The sequence below is a fragment of the Chitinophaga pinensis DSM 2588 genome (genome assembly GCF_000024005.1).
GTDB classification, from domain to species: domain Bacteria; phylum Bacteroidota; class Bacteroidia; order Chitinophagales; family Chitinophagaceae; genus Chitinophaga; species Chitinophaga pinensis.
Genome location: NC_013132.1, coordinates 7,438,021 through 7,457,071 on the forward strand (window position 1 = coordinate 7,438,021; position 19,051 = coordinate 7,457,071).

Here is a 19,051-nt window from a genome sequence, read left to right on the forward strand (position 1 = left end):
GCTGAATACAGCTGACAGTAGCTGGCGCTACTGCTACGAAGGAAATTGAGCGTTATATGGCCAATCCCGGGCAGGCGCTTTCCTATAGGGCGGGTAGCATTACAATACAAAAGATGAGAGATAAATACAGCAGACAACAGGGCAATAACTTTGGTCTGCGGAAATTCCATGAAGCGCTCTTACGCGAAGGCGATATGCCCTTATCCGTGCTGGAAAAGTACATGGATGAATGGGCCGCCACTATACAATAGACCATTCTGATTCCTGATATATGAAGGCCTGCATAAGCAATTATGCAGGCCCCCTTTGTTTATAGATTCATCCACACGATGTACGCATTCAGATGACGACCTTTCCGCTCCACCATCATGGTCGCATATTGTTTCCCATCGTCGCTGTAAGTACTGATGCCCAGTTCTGCAAAACGGGCTTCCTTCTCACCCGAAGGTTCTCCGAAGAGGTATGTCTTCCGGATATCTTTACCATCGTAGGTCGCCAATACGGCATTGGCGTCACTCATAAAATACACATCTTTTTTTGTCCGGTAATCTTCATCCATGCTGTTCATATTCACGGCATAGTCATTATAAATAATAGCGCCATTGGCGGGCAGGTACCGATAGGAATAGAATCCGGGTATACTACTGAAGTAGGGCCGGCGGCCAAGAAAACTGATCTTGCCAAGCCCTCCCCTGTTCTGATAATACATCCCCATTTTTACACCGGCCTGCTGTGCTTTGGCAATAGCATAGCTGTTGATCTCCCGTCCGCTGGAATCCAGTTTCACCACAGCAATCTCTCCCAGACGGGTACTGTACTTTTTACCCGTAATATTGACCAGCGAAGAATCTGCTGAGCTCATATTATCTTCTGAAATATAGATTTCTTCGAATAGCAGGTTGACGCTTTTATCCGGATTGATATAGAAATCCTGGATAAGGCCGTAATAGGGATTCTTATATTTCAGGTGATCTTTTACATAGTCATCCAGCTGCGGATGTTTTACAAAATACTGCCGCTTTATCTGTAATGACAGGGGATCGAAAATCGTCATCTGTAAGGCATAATCAAACGCAAACTTACTTTGCTGCATGATGTTATTTTCCTTTACACTTTTTGCATGTACACTTGTCAGCAGATATAAGCGCCCCTCCTCCTGGTTATATTTCAACGCTGCTTTCACATCTCTGTAATCACCGGTACTGTCTAGTGACTGATGACCGAATCCTACCCTGCCTGGCTGTAATGATGACAACCTGATCTCCGCATTTTTCACACTGATCGCGTTCTCCCGGTAGTGATAGGACGCCAGACTTACAAAACGATCCCTATCAACATACATATCAAGAAATACGACATGATGATACCTGTCTTCCGTAGATATGTATTCCCCCGTATTGATCACCTGATGTGCGGGTGTATAGTGCATCACCTTCATGCGCTGTCCATCCGGCCCCCTACGCTCATTAAAGATGGCAATGGCATAATATTCAGAAGCCGGATCTTTCCTGACATAAAACTTCGGCAAAAACTCACCTGTAGGCATTAATATCAGCCCCGGCATGTGTATACTTTCAACCAGGTCTTCCTGTAAGAGTTTACCGGATTGTATATCAAAGATGAACCGGTAAAGGTTCAGGTCTCTTTTTATTTCTTTCTCCATAAAAACAACCGCCTGGCCATTCATCTCAAATACCCCTTTCAGGGATGCCTCATCCATGCGCCAGTTACTCCAGGAACGGATCGGATTATACACTATAGGCGTTCTCTGACGCTGCCGGTCGTATACCGTCACCGCAATGCCTTTTCTGCGCGTAAACTGAAAGTAAAGCGTATTGCCGTTAGTGGCCAGCAGCAAACGGCCGGAGCCATACTCCGGGTCATCAAAAGCTGCACTACGGGTAACTGCGGGTTCCTGGGCTTTCATCATAAGGGGCAGTAACAATATGCAGATAATGGCTAACAAAACGCTATTGCGCATAGGTGCGATAATTTTATATAAGATACGATTTTTTTAGCGTACTGAGCATAGTATCCGTAGAATATTTCCCCTATTTCCAGCACAATTATCTACAGAAAAACGCCGCTATTATTGATCACCCAAAGAGACTACCTGCGGTACAGAATTTGGCTATTAAAAACAGTTAATATTCAACAACATCATCACACCTAAAACATCGGGTTATGCAGATAGCATCTAACACTTTTACCAACTCTAAACTGGAGCAATTCTTTGTTACTATGCTCCAGGAAATGTACTGGTCGGAGCAGCATCTTGTCAATGTACTTTCCACCATGACAGGCGCAGCCACCAATGATGAACTGATTCAGGCATTTGACCAGCACAAACAACAAACCGAGGAACACGTAAAGATTGTCGAAAGGGCATTTGAAATACTGGGATTACCTGCAGAAGCAGAACCAAGTATGGGATTACAGGGACTCTTTGATGAAGGATGGCAGGTGATAGACGAAACCGACGAAGGATCTGCACAGCGGGATGTGGCCCTGATCATTGCCGCACAGAAAGTAGAACACTACGAGATTGCCTGCTATGGCAGTCTGGTAACCCTAGCGGCGACACTCGGAGAAACTGATGTAGCAGACCTGCTGAGAACTGTACTGGCGGAAGAAAAAGAAACTGATGCGACATTGACGATTATTGCAGAAAGTAAGATCAATGCGCAGGCAAGTGAGGAAACGATGTAAGTCAATTAAGAATTAAGAATTAAGAATTAAGAATGATCGCGACGATCTTCGCGGCATCCCAATTCTTAATTCTTAATTCTTAATTCTTAATTCTTAATTCTTAATTCTTAATTCTTAATTTCTAATTGTTTAAAGTCCCTTCTTCTCATACCTCCCCATTAAAACGCCTTCCGCAATCACATGCCCCTCTATTGCAGCTTTCAATGCTGCTTTATCTGCTCCGCCATCCAGGTCGAGTGTCGTATCCAGCGCATACACATAGAAATAATAACGATGTACGCCGGAAGGTGGACAAGGTCCGTAGTAACCTGTTTGTCCGCCGCCATTCTTCCCGCAGATACCCGGTACACTGTCTCCGCCAATGATATTCGTAGCAGGAGGAATATTCCATACCAACCAGTGATCAAAAGTTCCCTTTGGCGCATCCGGATCTTCCATGACGATAGCCAGTGTCTGTGTTTCAGGCGGAATCTGGTCGATTTGTAAGGGTGGATTGACTTCTTCTCCTTCACATGTATACTTTGAAGGGATCACACCTTCATGATCGAAAGCACTGCTTGAGATCTTCAAGGTTTTTGTTGTATTGTTTTCCATACCCATGAAGCAAAAAAATCAAGCCAGATTCAGGTGATGCAAATAGTGTATAAATAACGCTTAAGGGGGGGTATGCGTGCTACATTCACGCTGACACTGTGGAGATGTTGTAGAGACTATTCATCAATCAGTTGTACCAGCTCATCTATAAAAGCGGCTTGTCTTTCCAGGATCTTTTTCCGGGCCATCTCAACAGAAAACCAGGCGCCCCGGTCTATTTCAGGAAACGATTTCATTTTACCGGAACGGGGTGGCCATTCCATTTCAAAGTCATTGCTGACCAGCTTATCAGGGTCGAGATCACCTTCAACAGCCCAGCAATGCACCGTTTTATGCCCTTTCTGACGGATAGTGGTAAGCTGGATAAAATCGCCGTCGGGACGGTAACCGGTCTCTTCCTCAAACTCCCTGATGGCTGCTTGTAAGGGCTCCTCCCCCTCCAGGTACTCTCCTTTGGGCACAGACCAGCTACCCTGATCCTTTTTGGCCCAGAATGGTCCGCCGGGATGCCCCAGAAAGACTTCCAACCTTTTAGCCTGCCGGCGATATAATAAGATACCTGCGCTTTGTTTTGCCATCTCTGAAATAAATATAGCAATTCTGATTCCGGTCGTAAGTAATAATAAAATAACTTTGTACGACCAGCACGTATCATGTTAATAACGAAGCAGGTATTCACGACTGCATGAGAAATCAGCACTATTTAGACAGGACTCAGTATATCAGATTAAAAATTACGCTAACTTAGAATTCTCATGATTGTAGCAGCCTTTCTCGCTCTGGCCCTTAGTTACACCTCAGAAACAGTACTAACGCCAAGACACTATACGCCCCTTATCGACACGTTATCAGCCGCTTCCAGAGAATATACCCTGGTCGCTGATAAAAATGGAAGACTAGTCATCGATAACAGGAATAATACCTACAGACCGGGAGATATTCTCAATCTGAAGGGAAATTTCAAATCCGTATTTATCACAAATATGAGTGGTACGGAGAAGAAACCTATTATTGTCCGTAACTACCAGAATTCTGTTGTCAAAGTCGGAGAACCTGACTGGAACGGCGGCGCCTGGTCGGTCGCCTTTGAGTTCAACAACTGCCATTACATTCGTTTCGGTAGTATGTCGGACAGAAATCAGCTGATCATCAGCGGTTCTGTACAGGCAGCCCGCGAGGCTTATCACGACCTGCATATGGGCAATAAGACAGATAATATGGAAGTCTGCTTCCTGACCATCCGCAACGGCGGAAACGGCATCGTTGCCAAAACGGATCCTATAAAAGGAAACGCCAGCACCACTTATCCCAACAGCTTTATCAAAAATCTCTCTATTCACGACCTGACGATCACAGATACAAAGAATGAAGCGATGTATATCGGTCATACAGCAACCTATTGGGACCATACGCTGAATCAGCCTTATTACAACTCTCCTTCCAAGTTTACGCCCGGGCATGATTATGTGCAGCCGATCAAATGGCGCAATGTGAAGATCTATAATAACCTGGTCAGGAACAGCGGACTGGATGGTATCCAGACGGCGGCTATCGACGGACTGGAGATCTATAATAACGAAGTGACCAACTGGGGTACGCAGCATAATGCTGCGCATAATGGCGGTATCCTGATCGGTGGCAGAACGACAAACACCAATACCCACGACAACTATGTACATGACGGCTGGGGGGAAATGTGTCAGTTCTATGGCTCCGGGGAGAACAATGCAACGCATGTCATCAGCAACAACCTTTTCATCAACAACCAGAGTGATGGTATCAGCATGCGCGGTACGGAGAATGCCATCGTAAAAATCGTCAACAATACCATTGCAGGAACGAAGGGAAATAGCCTTCGTATCAACGGGTATACCGGTATGAAGGGCAAACAGATCGTCAATGCCAATGTCTTTGTCGCCCCTAACGGCGGCATGAATATCGGCAGCCGTAACTATGTATATGTAGAAGTAGGCGGTGATGCGGTAGAAGGTACCGGCGGAGAAGAAAACAAGAAGTTTGCTACGGTAGCAGCTGCAGGTTTAAATGCCGAAAACTATTATAAACCGGTGGAGGGATCCACAGTGAATACAGCCGGTTACAGAAAACAGTAATCATTCTTTTCAATACAGCATAAGGGTAAGACAGCCGGAATGCTCCGGCTGCCTGATCAGCAATTACTTGCAACTCTTTGTATAATCTTCCGCCATCTTAATATAAGCGGCCTCTGTTTTAAAGTCATAGCTACCAAGCTTTGCCACCATTTCAGGACAATCTTTGAAATAGTCCTTCATCATTTCATCTCTCTTTTTAAACCAGTCACGTCCCTGGTTTGCCACCTCTTCTTCGTTCGGACGGATAAACACTATCGCATTAGTCGCGTCTTCTCCAAAATTCTCTTTCAGGATCCTGATCTTCGGAGAACTGTAAATCACCTGTAAAGGGTAATTTTTGGTACGGATCATATCCAGGCTTACCGAGTTGTTCTGTTCGAACACCGGCTTGAATTTATGAACCTCGTATGTCTTGCCCAGGAAACCAAATGAATTTACTTCAGACAGTTTATAGCTCTTACGTCTTGGTTTCTCCTTTTCGATGATCTCAAATTTCACATATTTACCGGCATCCAGGTCAACGATAGAACCTTTAAAATGCTCGTCGATATAGCGGCCTTTGATAGTATCGCCCTGGGACAGCAGTACCCACCCTTCAGACAGCTTCTCCGTAGAAAACATATCGCTTCTGATCTCTCCGGAAGAAGAATCCAATGGATATTTACGGTCATTCGCGGTAGCGTAGTAACCTTTCAGTTCTTTCGTCAGTGAACCGCGGATCTCGTAGTCGCTTCTCACACCCAGGAATTTGCCGGAATTCGCATACAGGGTATCCAGCGCATCTCTCAGTTTAGCGGTATCATAGGCCAGATAATACAGGAAAGAAAGCTCTGAGTAAGCAGCCACCTTGATCGGCTTGATATTGTACTCAGCAGGGTATTGCTGATTCGCCATCTGCAGGAAGCTTTGCTCAAAAGGTTTGATCACATTGCTGTAATCAGTGGTCTCCTTCTTTTTCAGGGTACTTATCAGTGCCTCGTTCAGTGAATCGATCACTACGAATTCAGGGTATTTCTTCTTCGCCTTGGCAATGAAAGGCAGATTGATGGTCTGTGTCTGATAACCATCCACATACCGTTTCTCTGCATCGCCCGCCAGTCTTCTCACATTTTTAAATACAATGCGGTAGACATCCACTGATTTCGGATTAGCCAGCAGTTTGGTGAAATCATTGGTAATCTGGTCAGCAGTAGCCAGTGTTTCCTGTCCGGAGATCTTATGTGTTTTATTGAAATAAGGCTCTCCTTTCCTGTTCATCACCACTTCCCTGATAATGCCTTCCACATTATAGGCAAGGCTGAAGCCATTGCTAACAGCAGAAATGCTCATTTTATCCACCAGGTAAGCCACTGTGAGGTCGCCTGCATCGGCAGTAGACCGGATGCCTGATTTAGACAGTTCCTGCATGATACTCACGCGGAACTGGTCAACAGCCGCTTCTTTATTGGCCGAAGAATTCAACAGATTTTCCAGTAAACCTTTGTCGAGGTCTGCCAGGTAGAAAATCTTTTTGTGTTCGCTGAAATGCTGGTCCTCCGCAAAGCGGTAAACAGGAGCAGTAAACTCCTGGTAGCTGACAGTCTGGGCACTGCTCTGCTGAAAGGCAGATAACAACATCGTGCCGATCGCCAGGTAAAGGGATCTTGTTTTCATGGTATATTAGGTTATGTGCTGCGAAGATAAAGGGGAACAGAGGGGTTGGGAGACTATTCAGGTTGATTACTCAATTATTCCGTACTTCTACTTGAGTAGAATGGGGAATATACCTATTCCCGTACGGGCATAAAAAAGGCCGTCTGCCTTACGGCGGACGGCCTTCTTCATTGAATCTTACTTATTTGAACAGGTTGATAGTTGCGCCTATTTCATAGGTGCCATCAACATAGGTTTTGATACCACCTGTCTGCGTAGTATACATTGCCTGTATACCTACGGTTTTCAGAATGTTAACACCAATACCTGCTGTCAGACTTTTCGAAGTATGATATACGGCCATTACGTTAGCCACATCATCCAGGAAAGATACGTTCACGCCGGCGTCCAGGATATTGTCATATCCGCGTACACCGCGATAGCATACTTTAGGCTCGATAGAGGAAATCGTCTCATCTACGGCAAACCGGTAGGATGCAGCGGTAAAGAAGATACCACCACCATCTACGGCTTTGTTATCGCCTGTGAAGAGACTTCTCACGTTCGGAATGGATGCCTGTAAAGTCAGTTTGGTATCCGTGTAAGCCATACCATATTCCGCCTCGAAATAGTTATCGCGACGGTTAAAGGCGCCTACGGAAGGATCGTTTATATCTCCGTTCAGGTTTTTGTAATCTATACGCTGTACGTTCCATGCCAGCGATAATCCGAAATGCAGTTGCTGATCCGGATTTGTCAGCGGCAGGTGATACGCATATGTTAACGCTACACGGGTTCTGTTGATCAGACCAGCTACATCGTTGAAAACGTGTAAACCGGCGCCGACCCTGTTACCCATGGCAGCGTCTGCTGAGAAGAACTTTGTTACCGGCGCTCCTTCGATACCGCCCCACTGACGACGGTAAGCGCCGTTGAAGTGGACTCCTTTTTCAAGACCAGCCATAGCAGGGTTTGCCAGGTACTGATTCTGAAAATACTGTGTGCCTGAAGGCTCCAGCAATGCCTGTGCATCACTGAGAGACTGTGCATCAGCATGTTGGTTCATGCCAGCAGCCAATAAAAGGCTGCTGACGATGAACGAACGTATTTTAAGTTTATAGCTCATAATACTTGTTGTTACGGGGGTTATCTTCTGTCTCTGATAATTGTGATATAACCTTTCGCTGTTTTAGCACCACCTTCTATCGTTAAGATATAGTAGTAAGTACCTTCTGCCAGCGGACTACCGTTGTATGTACCATCCCAGTCATTGCTGTAATTTCTGCGGGTATATAACAGACGGCCTGTGCGATCGAAGATCTTCACTTCATTATCAGGATAGCTATCCAGATTACGGATCACCCATTTATCATTCTTACCATCACCATTTGGCGTCAGGAGGTTGGTCGCATCCACCTTGAAGTCCGCTATTACGTTCACGGTGAAGTCGGCGGTATTGCTACAGCCTGCAGCATTGCTTACTGTCACGTGATAAGTAGTGTTCTCCATTGGTCTTACTTCCAGTACTGCGCTCTGCTGTCCGCTGATAATACCGTCTGCATCATCCCATTTGAAGATAGTACCACCGGTTGCTGTCAGGTGTACGATATCTCCTTTGGAGATAGTAGCACCTTTATCGCTGGTGATAGTTACCTGGCCCAGGGTAGCCACAGTGATATTGAATGAGCGTTGCAGTGTATCGACACCACCATTTGCTACACCACCGTTGTCTTTGATGGTAACAGTTACTTTGGCTGTGCCGCTTGCACTTGTTTTCAGCTGGTAGGTAACCACGCCTGCTGCGCTTACGCTCAGCTGATCGAAGTTGCCTGGTTTGTCAGTAATGATAGAGAAGCTATAAGTCTGTGAAGCCTCGGTTGCAGATGCACCTGTCAGCTGGATCGTGTGTACGGATCCCTCAGGACAGATAGTCGCGTTACCGATCGGATCCAGGGTCGGAGCCAGGTTCTTTTCCTTCACATTGATTGATACCGGTACTGCTACGCTGGTATTCAGTCCGTCGCTCACTGTTACCGTCAGCGTTACGGTGCTGTTTACTTTAGCATTCAGTTTCGCCTGGTCAAGTACCAGTACGTTACCGTTTGCGTCGATAGAGAACGCGCCGTTTGAATTATCTGTTACGATAGTCCAGGTCTGTAAAGTACCTGCTGCTTCAGTAGCGATCACTTTACCTACCAGGGTACCCACCGCACTTCTTTCGATCACATCGAAGGACTGACCGGAAGTAATCACCGGAGCGGTCGCATCGTAGGTCAGGGTCAGTGTGTTGGAAGCAGTGTTACCGTTAGATACTACGTTCACGGCCTGACCGGCAGGCAGCTGGATAGTTACGGTACCATCTGCAGCCGGTGTTACCTGCAGGGTATAAGTGATGTTGTCTGTAGTAGACAGGGTACCTCCTGTACCATTGGTGATGTTAAAGTCACCTGCTGCCAGACCGCTTACTGCTTCGTTGAACACGATCGTTACGGTGAATGGTGCGTTTGTACGGGCAGGAGCGTTAGTAGACAGCTGTACTGACGGAGACGCGGTATGAACAAACACGCCGGTAGTGTTACCTACGCTGTTCAGTGCCAGGTTCGCGTTGTTGGTAGCTGCATCTTTAATAGTACCACCATTCAGTGTCAGCGTACCTACAGTGATCCCATCCAGATCCATCTGGCCTGGTTGTACTGTGTAGCTGAAGATCAGACCATTTGCACCTGCAGCACGGTTATATGCTGCCTGTACGGTGGTCGTACCGATGGTGATGTTGAGGGCTGGTGTGCCACCTGTTGTGTTCAGGGTGATCGCCTCGTTGAAGTTAACCGTGAATTCCAGTGTCTGGCCGGCTTTATAGTAGCCATTCGCAGGAACTGCCACGGAAGTTACCACAGGAGCAGTAGCGTCGTAAGTAACGTTCAGGGTGTTGGAAGCCTGTGTAGCATTGTTGCCAATGTTTACAGCAGCAGCTGCCGGTAACTGAACGGTCACAGCGCCATCCGCAGCAGGTGTAACTGTTGCGGTGTAAGTGATGTTGTCGGTAGTCTGCAAGTTGGAAACAGCTGCATTCGTAGCGGTGAAGTCACCTGCCGTCAGACCGGTTACTGCTTCGCTGAATGTTACAGTCGCAGTGAACGGTGCGTTCACCAGTGTAGCAGCGGAAGTCAGTACAACGGTAGCGTGAGTGGTGTTCACTTTTACATTGCTGGTGTTACCTACATTATGAAGACTCAGATCAGCGTTGTTGCCTACTGCATCTTTGATGGTTGCACCATTGATGGCCAGTACGCCCAGCTGGATACCATCCATATCCTGATCACCATCTACTACAGCATAGCTGAAGTTCAGTCCGTCTGTGCCTGCAAGACCTGTATAGGCTGCATTTACATTCGTAGCACCGATAGCAATTGTCAGATAAGGATTACCTCCTGTAGTGTTCAGGTTGATGTTTTCGCCGAACTTAACAGTGAAGTTCAGTACATCGCCTGCTTTGTAGTAACCGTCAGCTGGTACAGTTACGGATGTTACCACCGGAGCAGTTGCATCGTAAGTGAGGCTGATGGTATTAGAAGCCTGGTTACCGTTATTACCGATGTTGGTAGCTACGTCCGCAGGAACGTTTACAGCAACCGTACCATCTGCCGCTGGTGTAACCAGTACAGTGTAAGTGATGTTGTCTGTAGTCTGCAGGTTGCTTACTGCTGCATTGGTTGCGTTAACATCAGCAGCGGTGAAGCCGGTTACAGCTTCGCTGAAGACGATCGTCGCGGTGAACGGTGCATTGATTAATACAGGGGCGGTTGTAGATACATTCACTGTCGGGTGAACTGTGTTTACAAACACATTATTGGTAGGAGCGATACCGTTCAGCGCCAGGTTCGCGTTGTTGGTCGCAGCATCTTTAATGCTTGCGCCATTCAGCGTCAGGGCGCCTACGGTAACACCGTCCATATCCAGATCGCCATCTACGACAGTGTAGCTGAAGCTCAGACTATTGCTACCGTTTGTACTGTTGGCAGCAGTTACGGTACTTGTACCGATAGTCAGGCTCAGTTGTGGTGTACCGCCTGCTGTGTTGACGATGATGTTTTCGTTGAAATGAACCGTGAAGTTCAGTACGTCACCTGCTTTATAATAACCATTTGCCGGAACAGTTACGGAAGTTACCGCCGGAGCAGTCGCATCGTATGTGAGGCTGAGGGTATTAGAAGCCTGGTTACCGTTGTTACCGATGTTGGTAGCTACGTCAGCCGGAACATTCAGGCTTACCGCACCATCTGCTGCCGGTGTAACCAGTACAGTAAAGGTGATGTTGTTGGTAGTCTGTAAGCTGCTCAGGGTTGCATTGGTAGCAGTCACATCTCCGATTGCAAATCCACTTACTGCTTCACTGAAAGTGATAGTAGCGGTGAATGGTGCATTGGTTGGTGCAGCAGCAGCAGTAGACAGGGTTACTGTCGGATGTGCCGTGTTCACAAACACATTGTTAGTCGGATTGACATTGTTTAGCGTAGTGTTCGCATTGTTACCTGCGAGGTCTCTGATAACTGCGCTATTCAATGCTAATGTACCTACCTGGATACCATCCATATCCATGTCGCCGTCAACTACTGTATAGCTGAAGTTCAGACCGTCAGAACCGTTGGTACCAGTATAAGTTGCCTGTACTGTTGCAGTACCGATGATCACACCAAGGGTAGGATTACCAGCTGTAGTGTTCACATTGATATTTTCACTGAATCTTACAATGAAGTTCAGTACGTCGCCTGCTTTGTAGTAAGCGTCGGCAGGAACAGATACGGCAGTTACAACCGGTGCGGTTGCATCATAAGTAACCGTCAGGGTGTTAGACACCTGTGTCGGGTTGTTGCCGATGTTAACAGCAGCTGCTGCCGGTAACTGAACGGTCACAACGCCACCGGCAATTGGTGTAACTGTTACCGTATAAGTGATATTGTCTGTAGTCTGCAGAGCTGAAACTGTACCATTTGTAACGGTGAAGTCGCCGGTTGTCAGACCAGTTACCGCTTCGCTGAAGGTAGCCGTCACAGTGAACGGAGCGTTCACGAGTGTAGCCGGAGCTGTCAGTACCACAGTAGCGGTGGTCGTATTTACAAATACGCCAGTAGTCGGAGCAACGTTATTCAGTGTCAGGTTCGCATCGTTGGTGGCTGCATCCTGGATGGTTGCACCATTCAGTGTCAGTGTACCTACTGCGATACCGTCCATATCCTGATCACCTGTTACTACGGTGTAGCTGAAGTTCAGACCATCTGTACCGTTTGTACCTGTGTAGGTAGCATTTACGGTAGCAGCACCGATTGTCAGAGAAAGACTTGGATTACCACCTGTTGTGTTCAGGGTGATGTCTTCGCTGAATCTTACGGTGAAGTTCAGTGTCTGACCTGCTTTATAATAACCATTCACTGGTACGCTTACGGAAGCAACAGTTGGAGCAACTGCATCCACTAATACGCCGGTAGTGGTACCGATGCTATTCAGTGTGATGTTTGCATCGTTGGTTGCTGCGTCTTTAATAGTACTACCGTTCAGCGCCAGCGTACCTACTTCGATACCGTTCAGATCCAGGTTGCCAGGTGCTACCAGATACTGGAAGCGAAGTGCATTAGGAGCTGCGGTACCATTGTAAGTTGCCTGTACGGTAGTTGAACCAATGGTTACGCTTATGGAAGGAGTACCACCTGTTGTATTCAGGTTGATGCCTTCGCTGAAGGTAACTACGAAGTTCAGCGCCTGGCCAGCTTTGTAGGTACCATTTGCCGGAACTGTTACGGAAGTCACTGTCGGAGCGGTAGCGTCATAAGTAACATTCAGTGTGTTGGACGCCTGTGTACCATTGTTGCCAATGTTTACAGCAGCGTTTGCCGGCAACTGAACGTTCACAGCGCCATCCGCCGCCGGTGTGATTGTAACTGTGTAAGTAATATTGTTGGTAGTCTGCAATGCGGAAGCTGTACCGTTTGTAACGATGAAGTCCGCTGCATCCAAAAATGTTGCCGCTTCGCTGAAGGTCGCTGTTACGGTGAACGGAGCGTTCACGAGTGTAGCAGGTGTTGTCAGTGTAACGGTAGCTTTGGTAGTGTTTACAAATATGCCGGTAGTATTACCTACGTTATGCAGTGTCACGTCTACGTTGTTGGTAGCCGCATCGCGTACAACTGCGCCATTCATTGAAAGGCCATTTACCTCGATACCATTCATATCCAGGTCGCCGTCTGCAACGATGTAACTGAAATACATGCCATTTGTGCCATCAGCACTTATGTAGGTCGCATTTACAGTCGCTGAGCCAATTGTGAGACCGAGGGTTGGGATACCGCCAGCAGTGTTTATGTTGATGTTCTCACTGAATCTTACGATGAAGCCCATTATCCGACCCACATTATAATACCCGTCAACCGGTACTGTTACGGAAGTAACAACTGGTTGTGTAGCATCGTAAGTGACACTTACGGTATTAGAAGCCTGGTTACCGTTGTCGCCGATATTTACAGTTGCATCAGCAGGAATGCTTACGCTAACTGCACCATCCGTGGCTGGTGTAACCAGTACGGTGTAGGTGATGTTATCAGCAGTTGTTGGTGTACCAACAGTGGCATTCGTTGTGGTGAAGTCGCTTGCAGTTAAGCCTGTTACAGCTTCGCTGAAGGTAACTGTCACATTGAACGGTGCATTGATCGGTGAAACAGCAGCCGTAGACAGAGTTACTGTCGGATGCGTTGTGTTCACTCTTACATTGGTCGTGTTACCAATGCCGTTCAGTGTCAGGTCCGCATTGTTGGCAGCTGCATCTTTAATGGTCGCGCTATTAAGCGTTAAATCATCTACATCGATACCGTCCATATCCTGCTGGCCAGCTACTACAGTGTAACTGAAGTTCAGACCATTTGTGCCATTAGTGCCGGTATAAGTAGCGTTTACGCTAGTCGAACCTATTGTAAGACTCAGGGTTGGATTGCCACCTGTTGTATTGATCGTAATGTCTTCGTTAAAATTAACGGTGAAGTTGAGTGTCTGACCTGCTTTGTAATAACCATTTGCCGGAACAGCTACAGAAGCCACTGCCGGAGCAGTCACATCGTAAGTGAGGCTGAGGGTATTGGAAGCCTGGTTACCGTTGTCGCCGATGTTTACAGCAACATCAACCGGTAAAGTGACAGAAACAGTACCATCCGCAGTTGGAGTTACCAGTACGGTATAGGTGCTGCCGCTGACAGGGGTCAGATTGCTGACGCCTGCATTTGTAGCAGTGAAGTCGCCTGCTGTCAGACCTGTTACGTTTTCACTGAATGTTGCCGTTACAGTGAATGGTGCGTTGGTCGGACTGGTAGCCGTTTTGGTGAGTGTTACGGTCGGGTGTGTAGTGTTTACAAACACGCCGCTACCGCTACCAACACTGTTTAGTACGTTGACCGCGTTGTTGCCCGCAGCGTCCCGGATGGAACCGCCACCACCAAGTGATACGCCGGCACCCAGCTGGATACCATCCATATCATCATCGCCATCAACTACAGTGTAGGAGAAGGTCAATGCGGTGGTACCTGTACCTCCGCTATAAGTAGCCGGTACAACACCGCTGGTCAAGTTTACAGCGATATATGGCATGCCACCTGTAGTTGTTACGTCAACAACCTCGCTGTAGTTAACAGTGAAGTTGAGCGTCGTACCCGCTTTGTAATAACCATTAGCTGGCATTGTTACAGAAGTTACTACCGGAGGCGTAAAGTCTGCTGTAACAGACACTGTATTAGATGCCAGTGATGCGTTGTTACCGATGTTCACTGCTGCAGCTGCAGGCAGATTAACAGAGGTTGCACCATTTGTGCTTGGCGAGATAGTTATTGTATAAGTGATATTGTCTGCCGTTTCCAGATCGGAAGCCGTGCCGTTTGTAACAACAAAGTCGCTTTCTGTAACATCAGTTACATATTCGCTGAAGGTGGCTGTTACTTCGAAGGAACCATTCACCAGTGTAACTGCTGATGACAGGGTTACAGAAGGCTTGTTGGTGTTCACTCTTACGTCGGCTGTGCTGGCAACACCATTCAGTGTAACGTCGGCATTATTGTTTGCCTGATCTGCGATCGTTGCACCATTCAGTGCAAATGCGGTCACCTGGATACCATCTGCGTCATTATCACCGTCAACAACGGTATAACGGAATTGCAGGCTGTTGGTAGCAGATTTTCCGAGATAGCTGGTTGAAACTACCGTTCCACCGATATTCAGTCTGAGCGTTGGCGTACCAGAGACGCTCACTGCTTCGGAGAAGTTTACGGTGAAGTCGAGGTTCTGACCTGCTTTGTAGTATGCATCCGCAGGTACATCTACCGATGTTACCGTTGGCGCGGTCATATCAGCTGTACGGGTAAGCATATTGGACACCGTGTTCGGGTTACCACCGATATTGTCAGCGGCGCCTGCCGGTACGGTCACACTTACTGTTCCGTCGACAGATGGTGCTATCTGAATGATATAAGTACTACCGGTGATCTGGGTGAACCCTTGTACTACACCATTCACAACAGTAATGTCAGTTGGTGCAAAACCTGTTACTGATTCGCTGAAGTTAATGGTTGCATTAAACGGTGCATTCACTACTGCTGGTGCAGTACTGGTGATAGTTGCAGAAGGAATAGAGGTATTTACCCGTACGTTCCCTGTGCCAGGTATGCCATTCAGTGTAGTAGAGGCATTGTTACCTGCGGCATCACGGATTGTGCCGCTGTTGTTTTGTACCAGTGGTTGTATCTGGATGCCATCCATATCAGTTTCACCCGCCTGTACTGTATAAGTAAAGGTCAGTTCGTCGGTGCCTGTGCCGCTCAGGTATGGTACCTGTACTGCGTCCAGTCCGATAATGATATTGATATAAGGCGTACCTGCAGCGGTAGTCACATTGACAACTTCATTGTATTTCACTTTGAAGGTAAGGACCTGACCCGCTTTGTAGTAGGCTGGATTAGGAGCCGTTACGCCGGTAACTATTGGTCCCTGCGTATCGATTGTCCATGTATGTGTAGCTGCCGTAGCAGAAACGTTGCCTGCCTGGTCAACCGCTTTTACACTGAGGGTATGTGCACCCTCAGCGAGGCCGGTAAGAGAGAACGGACTCGTTGCTGCATTATATGGACCACCATCAAGGGATGCCTGGAAAGTAGCGCCGGTTTGACCAGCAAACGTGAAGTTAGCCGTTGTTGAAGTGGTCAGCGCCGGAGGACCTGCTGTGATAATAGGCGCCGGCGGTGGCGTCACATCATAAGTGATCGTTGCACTTGCTTGCAAGGCGTTACCAGCCTTGTCGGCCACTACATAATCAATTGTATGAGGGCCTTCTGTTGCTGGTATCGTCAGGCTCTTGGTAGTAGCGAAAGGTTCTGGTGTGGTGAATGCACCTCCATCGATCCGGAATCTCATATTACCAACTCCACTGGTTGCATCAGCAGCGGTCAGTGTCAGCGTTACATTGGTATTATTAGTATACGCAGCGCCGCCATTGATAAGGATAGTGCCTGATGGTGAGTCTTTGTCAATGATATACACCTCACTTTCTTTTGGTGCATTGGTGACTGGCGGTGTGACACTACCGGCGTTGGCAACCAGTTTGATCGTACCTGAACCGCTACCGGTATTGACGTTCACCGTATACTTGTAAGGCTCCGCCATTGGAGTGATGCTGGCAATGCTGGCGCCTGTTACACCTGTGGTGGTCAGCGAGAAAGCATTTGTAGCTACGCCGCTTACTGCACCACTGTAGGTGATCTGGATGTTGATCGAAGTAGCTGGCGTCGGATTGGCAGACAGACCTTTAACCTCCATGATCTGCGTCGTCGTTGGCGTCAGTTTCACAATTTCAGGATCTGTTCCATCGGCTGCGAAAATCTGGCCACTTGCCAGTACTGCGAGGCCTCCAGGATAGGATACGTCTGGATCACCATTGTGCAGGTTACTGTAAACTGCGGTAGATGAAGCGAATGAGGAGTCTGTATATTGGTAGATAGCAGCTACGGTAGGTGTAGCCGGATTTCTGGATTCGATAGCGTACAGACGGTCAAATGCATCGACACTAACAGCAATAGGTTTTCTGCCTACGGCAAAAACGGTATCAGTTGCGTAGAAAGGAGCTCTCAGTTTTATGATACGTCCCTCAGTAGTTGTTTCAGTGAAATCCGTGACATAAATGTTGCCACGAGAATCCACTGCCATCGAACTGGGATAGCGTGTAGATAGTCCTGAAGGAAGCACAAGCCCGTTGTAAATAGTAACACCTGCACCTACAGTAAGGTTTGTTGAAGGATACTTTTTTACAACATAGTTATTACTGGTTCCATCGTATTCCAGTGTAATCAGATCGTTGTCTGCATTGCTGGTGAGACCGGAAATAAAATTGCCGGCCAGTATATGCGTCGGCGAATAGCTGGGGTAGGCCAGTTTTACGACATCCCAGCCTATTGTCACATCCATATTGGTAACGAATACGTTACCAATGGCGTCTACACATATTCCATAAGGAGATATAAACCCGGCAGCAGGATCATCAGGATCATTATAGGAAGGGAACAGACCTGAGTAGATTACCTGTTCGCTACTGGTACCGCCAAAGTATTTTACAACATCATATTTCTTTGATGTCGTATTGTACCGGATGGCATAGACGTTGCCATTTTGGTCGCTCGTCACTCCAGTGAAGCCATAGCCGGTCTGGAGCGTGCTCTTCGTGTATTGAGCGTAGCCCGACGAACCGGCTAAAATGAAGAATAGTACCAACAGTAGCCTGCCGATACTTTTTGTAAATGTGTCACTCATATGAGACTGTTAAATACAGAGAAAAGGATTTTGCCAGCCTGATTGCGACTCGTTGTGAATCGCTTCAAACTCTTGCGCATCAAAGCGCATCCCTGTCCCCTGATCAATAATTAGTTTGTTTATTTTATTACCGGCCGTACTGATCTTTAGAATGTTTGCTGAAGGCAGGGCAAATCCGGAAGCGGGGTAGAAGTTCTTTTCTCCTCTGGGGCCATCGATTATAGCTGTTTGGAGTTTTTGTTTTACTGTGTCCCAGTCTTTCTTTAATGCATGGGGTAAGAGGTCCCGCCACATTAAGCCGGCTTCGTATCCCATTAAGGCATAAATGTTAGCCGGCTGTTTTGCAGTGCTTTCAAACTTCTTTACAAACTGTTGATTCGCCTTTCCCTGATCTTCTCTCATCCACATCATAGAGGTATAGACTTCCATGTCGATGTGTCTGATGTCGTCCAGTATGTCATCGTAAGCCATTGTTTCATTGATCAGCAGCGGTATCTTTTTATGATAACCGCTTTGAATCCATTTTATCATGAATTCCAGACCAAGACTGCCGGCAAAGATGGCATGTACATAAGTGGGAGTGGCTTTTTCCAGTGCTGCAAAGAATGAGTCCAGGTCATGTTTCTTCGGATCGTCCGGATTGTGCGGTAATACAGCCATACGGGTACCCGCACCGCCTGCTGCACTGACGCCCTGATTGAAGGCGCTATGCAGGTGATAGCCTGCTTCATAAATAGGAGCGACGATCATTCCGCCATTTCCGAAATGTCCCTGTGCCCATTTACCTAATGCAAACTCTGACTGCCATAGCTGGTGAGATGCATAAAAGACGTTTGGGCTCAGGTAAGGAAAGTGCGGAATATATTCACCCATATCAAAGAAGAAGGCAGGGCGTTTACTGTTTTCTATAACAGGAATGACGTCCGGTGTCGCTTTATAACTGATCAGACCAGAAAGCACATCCACATTATTAAAGAAAATCAGTTTGCGGGCTGCACTAACAGATGCCTCAGCACTTCCCATATGGGTATACTCTGATACAAACTGCACTGTTTTCTGCCGCGCGGGGTCAAGTCCCATACCCAACAACCATCCTGTGACGATGTGCGCTGAATAATAAGGATATACACCGGAATAGGGAGTAAGAAATCCTATGGAAAGTGTTGATGGCATAG

General features: G+C 47.2%; 10 protein-coding genes. 3 read left to right on the top strand and 7 right to left on the bottom strand.

The window, feature by feature from the left end; translation table 11 throughout:
- Positions 1-11: 11 nt before the first annotated feature.
- Positions 12-251 (top strand): DUF885 family protein, encoded by a 240-nt coding sequence (locus CPIN_RS28955; RefSeq protein WP_272867919.1) that lies wholly within the window; start codon positions 12-14, stop codon positions 249-251.
- A 59-nt stretch (positions 252-310) separates the two neighbouring features.
- Here the strand turns inward: CPIN_RS28955 and CPIN_RS28960 are convergent, their stop codons facing one another.
- Positions 311-1,981, bottom strand: coding sequence for an SAM domain-containing protein (locus tag CPIN_RS28960; protein ID WP_012793441.1), 1,671 nt, complete (start codon positions 1,979-1,981; stop codon positions 311-313).
- 203 nt (positions 1,982-2,184) lie between these two features.
- Between CPIN_RS28960 and CPIN_RS28965 the strand changes: the two genes are divergently transcribed.
- A complete protein-coding gene (locus tag CPIN_RS28965) occupies positions 2,185-2,709 on the top strand; it encodes a YciE/YciF ferroxidase family protein (protein WP_012793442.1) in 525 nt (174 codons plus the stop codon).
- A gap of 129 nt (positions 2,710-2,838) precedes the next feature.
- On the opposite strand, the gene CPIN_RS28970 is transcribed toward CPIN_RS28965, so the two are convergent.
- Together CPIN_RS28970 and CPIN_RS28975 are read right to left on the bottom strand one after the other, a co-directional pair.
- A complete protein-coding gene (locus CPIN_RS28970; RefSeq protein WP_245552044.1) occupies positions 2,839-3,279 on the bottom strand; it encodes a YbhB/YbcL family Raf kinase inhibitor-like protein in 441 nt (146 codons plus the stop codon).
- A 140-nt stretch (positions 3,280-3,419) separates the two neighbouring features.
- Complete coding sequence (locus CPIN_RS28975) at positions 3,420-3,881, bottom strand: NUDIX hydrolase (RefSeq protein ID WP_012793444.1); 462 nt, start codon at positions 3,879-3,881, stop codon at positions 3,420-3,422.
- 177 nt (positions 3,882-4,058) lie between these two features.
- On the opposite strand from CPIN_RS28975, the gene CPIN_RS28980 reads away from it, so the two are divergent.
- Positions 4,059-5,414, top strand: a complete 1,356-nt coding sequence (locus CPIN_RS28980) for a right-handed parallel beta-helix repeat-containing protein (RefSeq protein WP_012793445.1) — start codon at positions 4,059-4,061, stop codon at positions 5,412-5,414.
- A 63-nt stretch (positions 5,415-5,477) separates the two neighbouring features.
- Here CPIN_RS28980 and CPIN_RS28985 read toward each other — a convergent pair whose 3' ends face one another.
- From CPIN_RS28985 to CPIN_RS29000, 4 genes are all read right to left on the bottom strand, one after another.
- On the bottom strand, positions 5,478-7,067 hold the full coding sequence (locus CPIN_RS28985; protein WP_012793446.1) for a hypothetical protein: 1,590 nt from the start codon (positions 7,065-7,067) through the stop codon (positions 5,478-5,480).
- Positions 7,068-7,248: 181 nt separating this feature from the next.
- Positions 7,249-8,172, bottom strand: coding sequence for a PorP/SprF family type IX secretion system membrane protein (locus CPIN_RS28990; RefSeq protein ID WP_012793447.1), 924 nt, complete (start codon positions 8,170-8,172; stop codon positions 7,249-7,251).
- 20 nt (positions 8,173-8,192) lie between these two features.
- Positions 8,193-17,876 carry an Ig-like domain-containing protein gene (locus CPIN_RS28995; protein WP_012793448.1) on the bottom strand — a complete coding sequence of 3,228 codons (9,684 nt, stop codon included), beginning with the start codon at positions 17,874-17,876 and terminating at the stop codon, positions 8,193-8,195.
- A 9-nt stretch (positions 17,877-17,885) separates the two neighbouring features.
- A complete protein-coding gene (locus CPIN_RS29000; protein ID WP_012793449.1) occupies positions 17,886-19,049 on the bottom strand; it encodes an ABC transporter substrate-binding protein in 1,164 nt (387 codons plus the stop codon).
- Positions 19,050-19,051 lie beyond the last annotated feature (2 nt).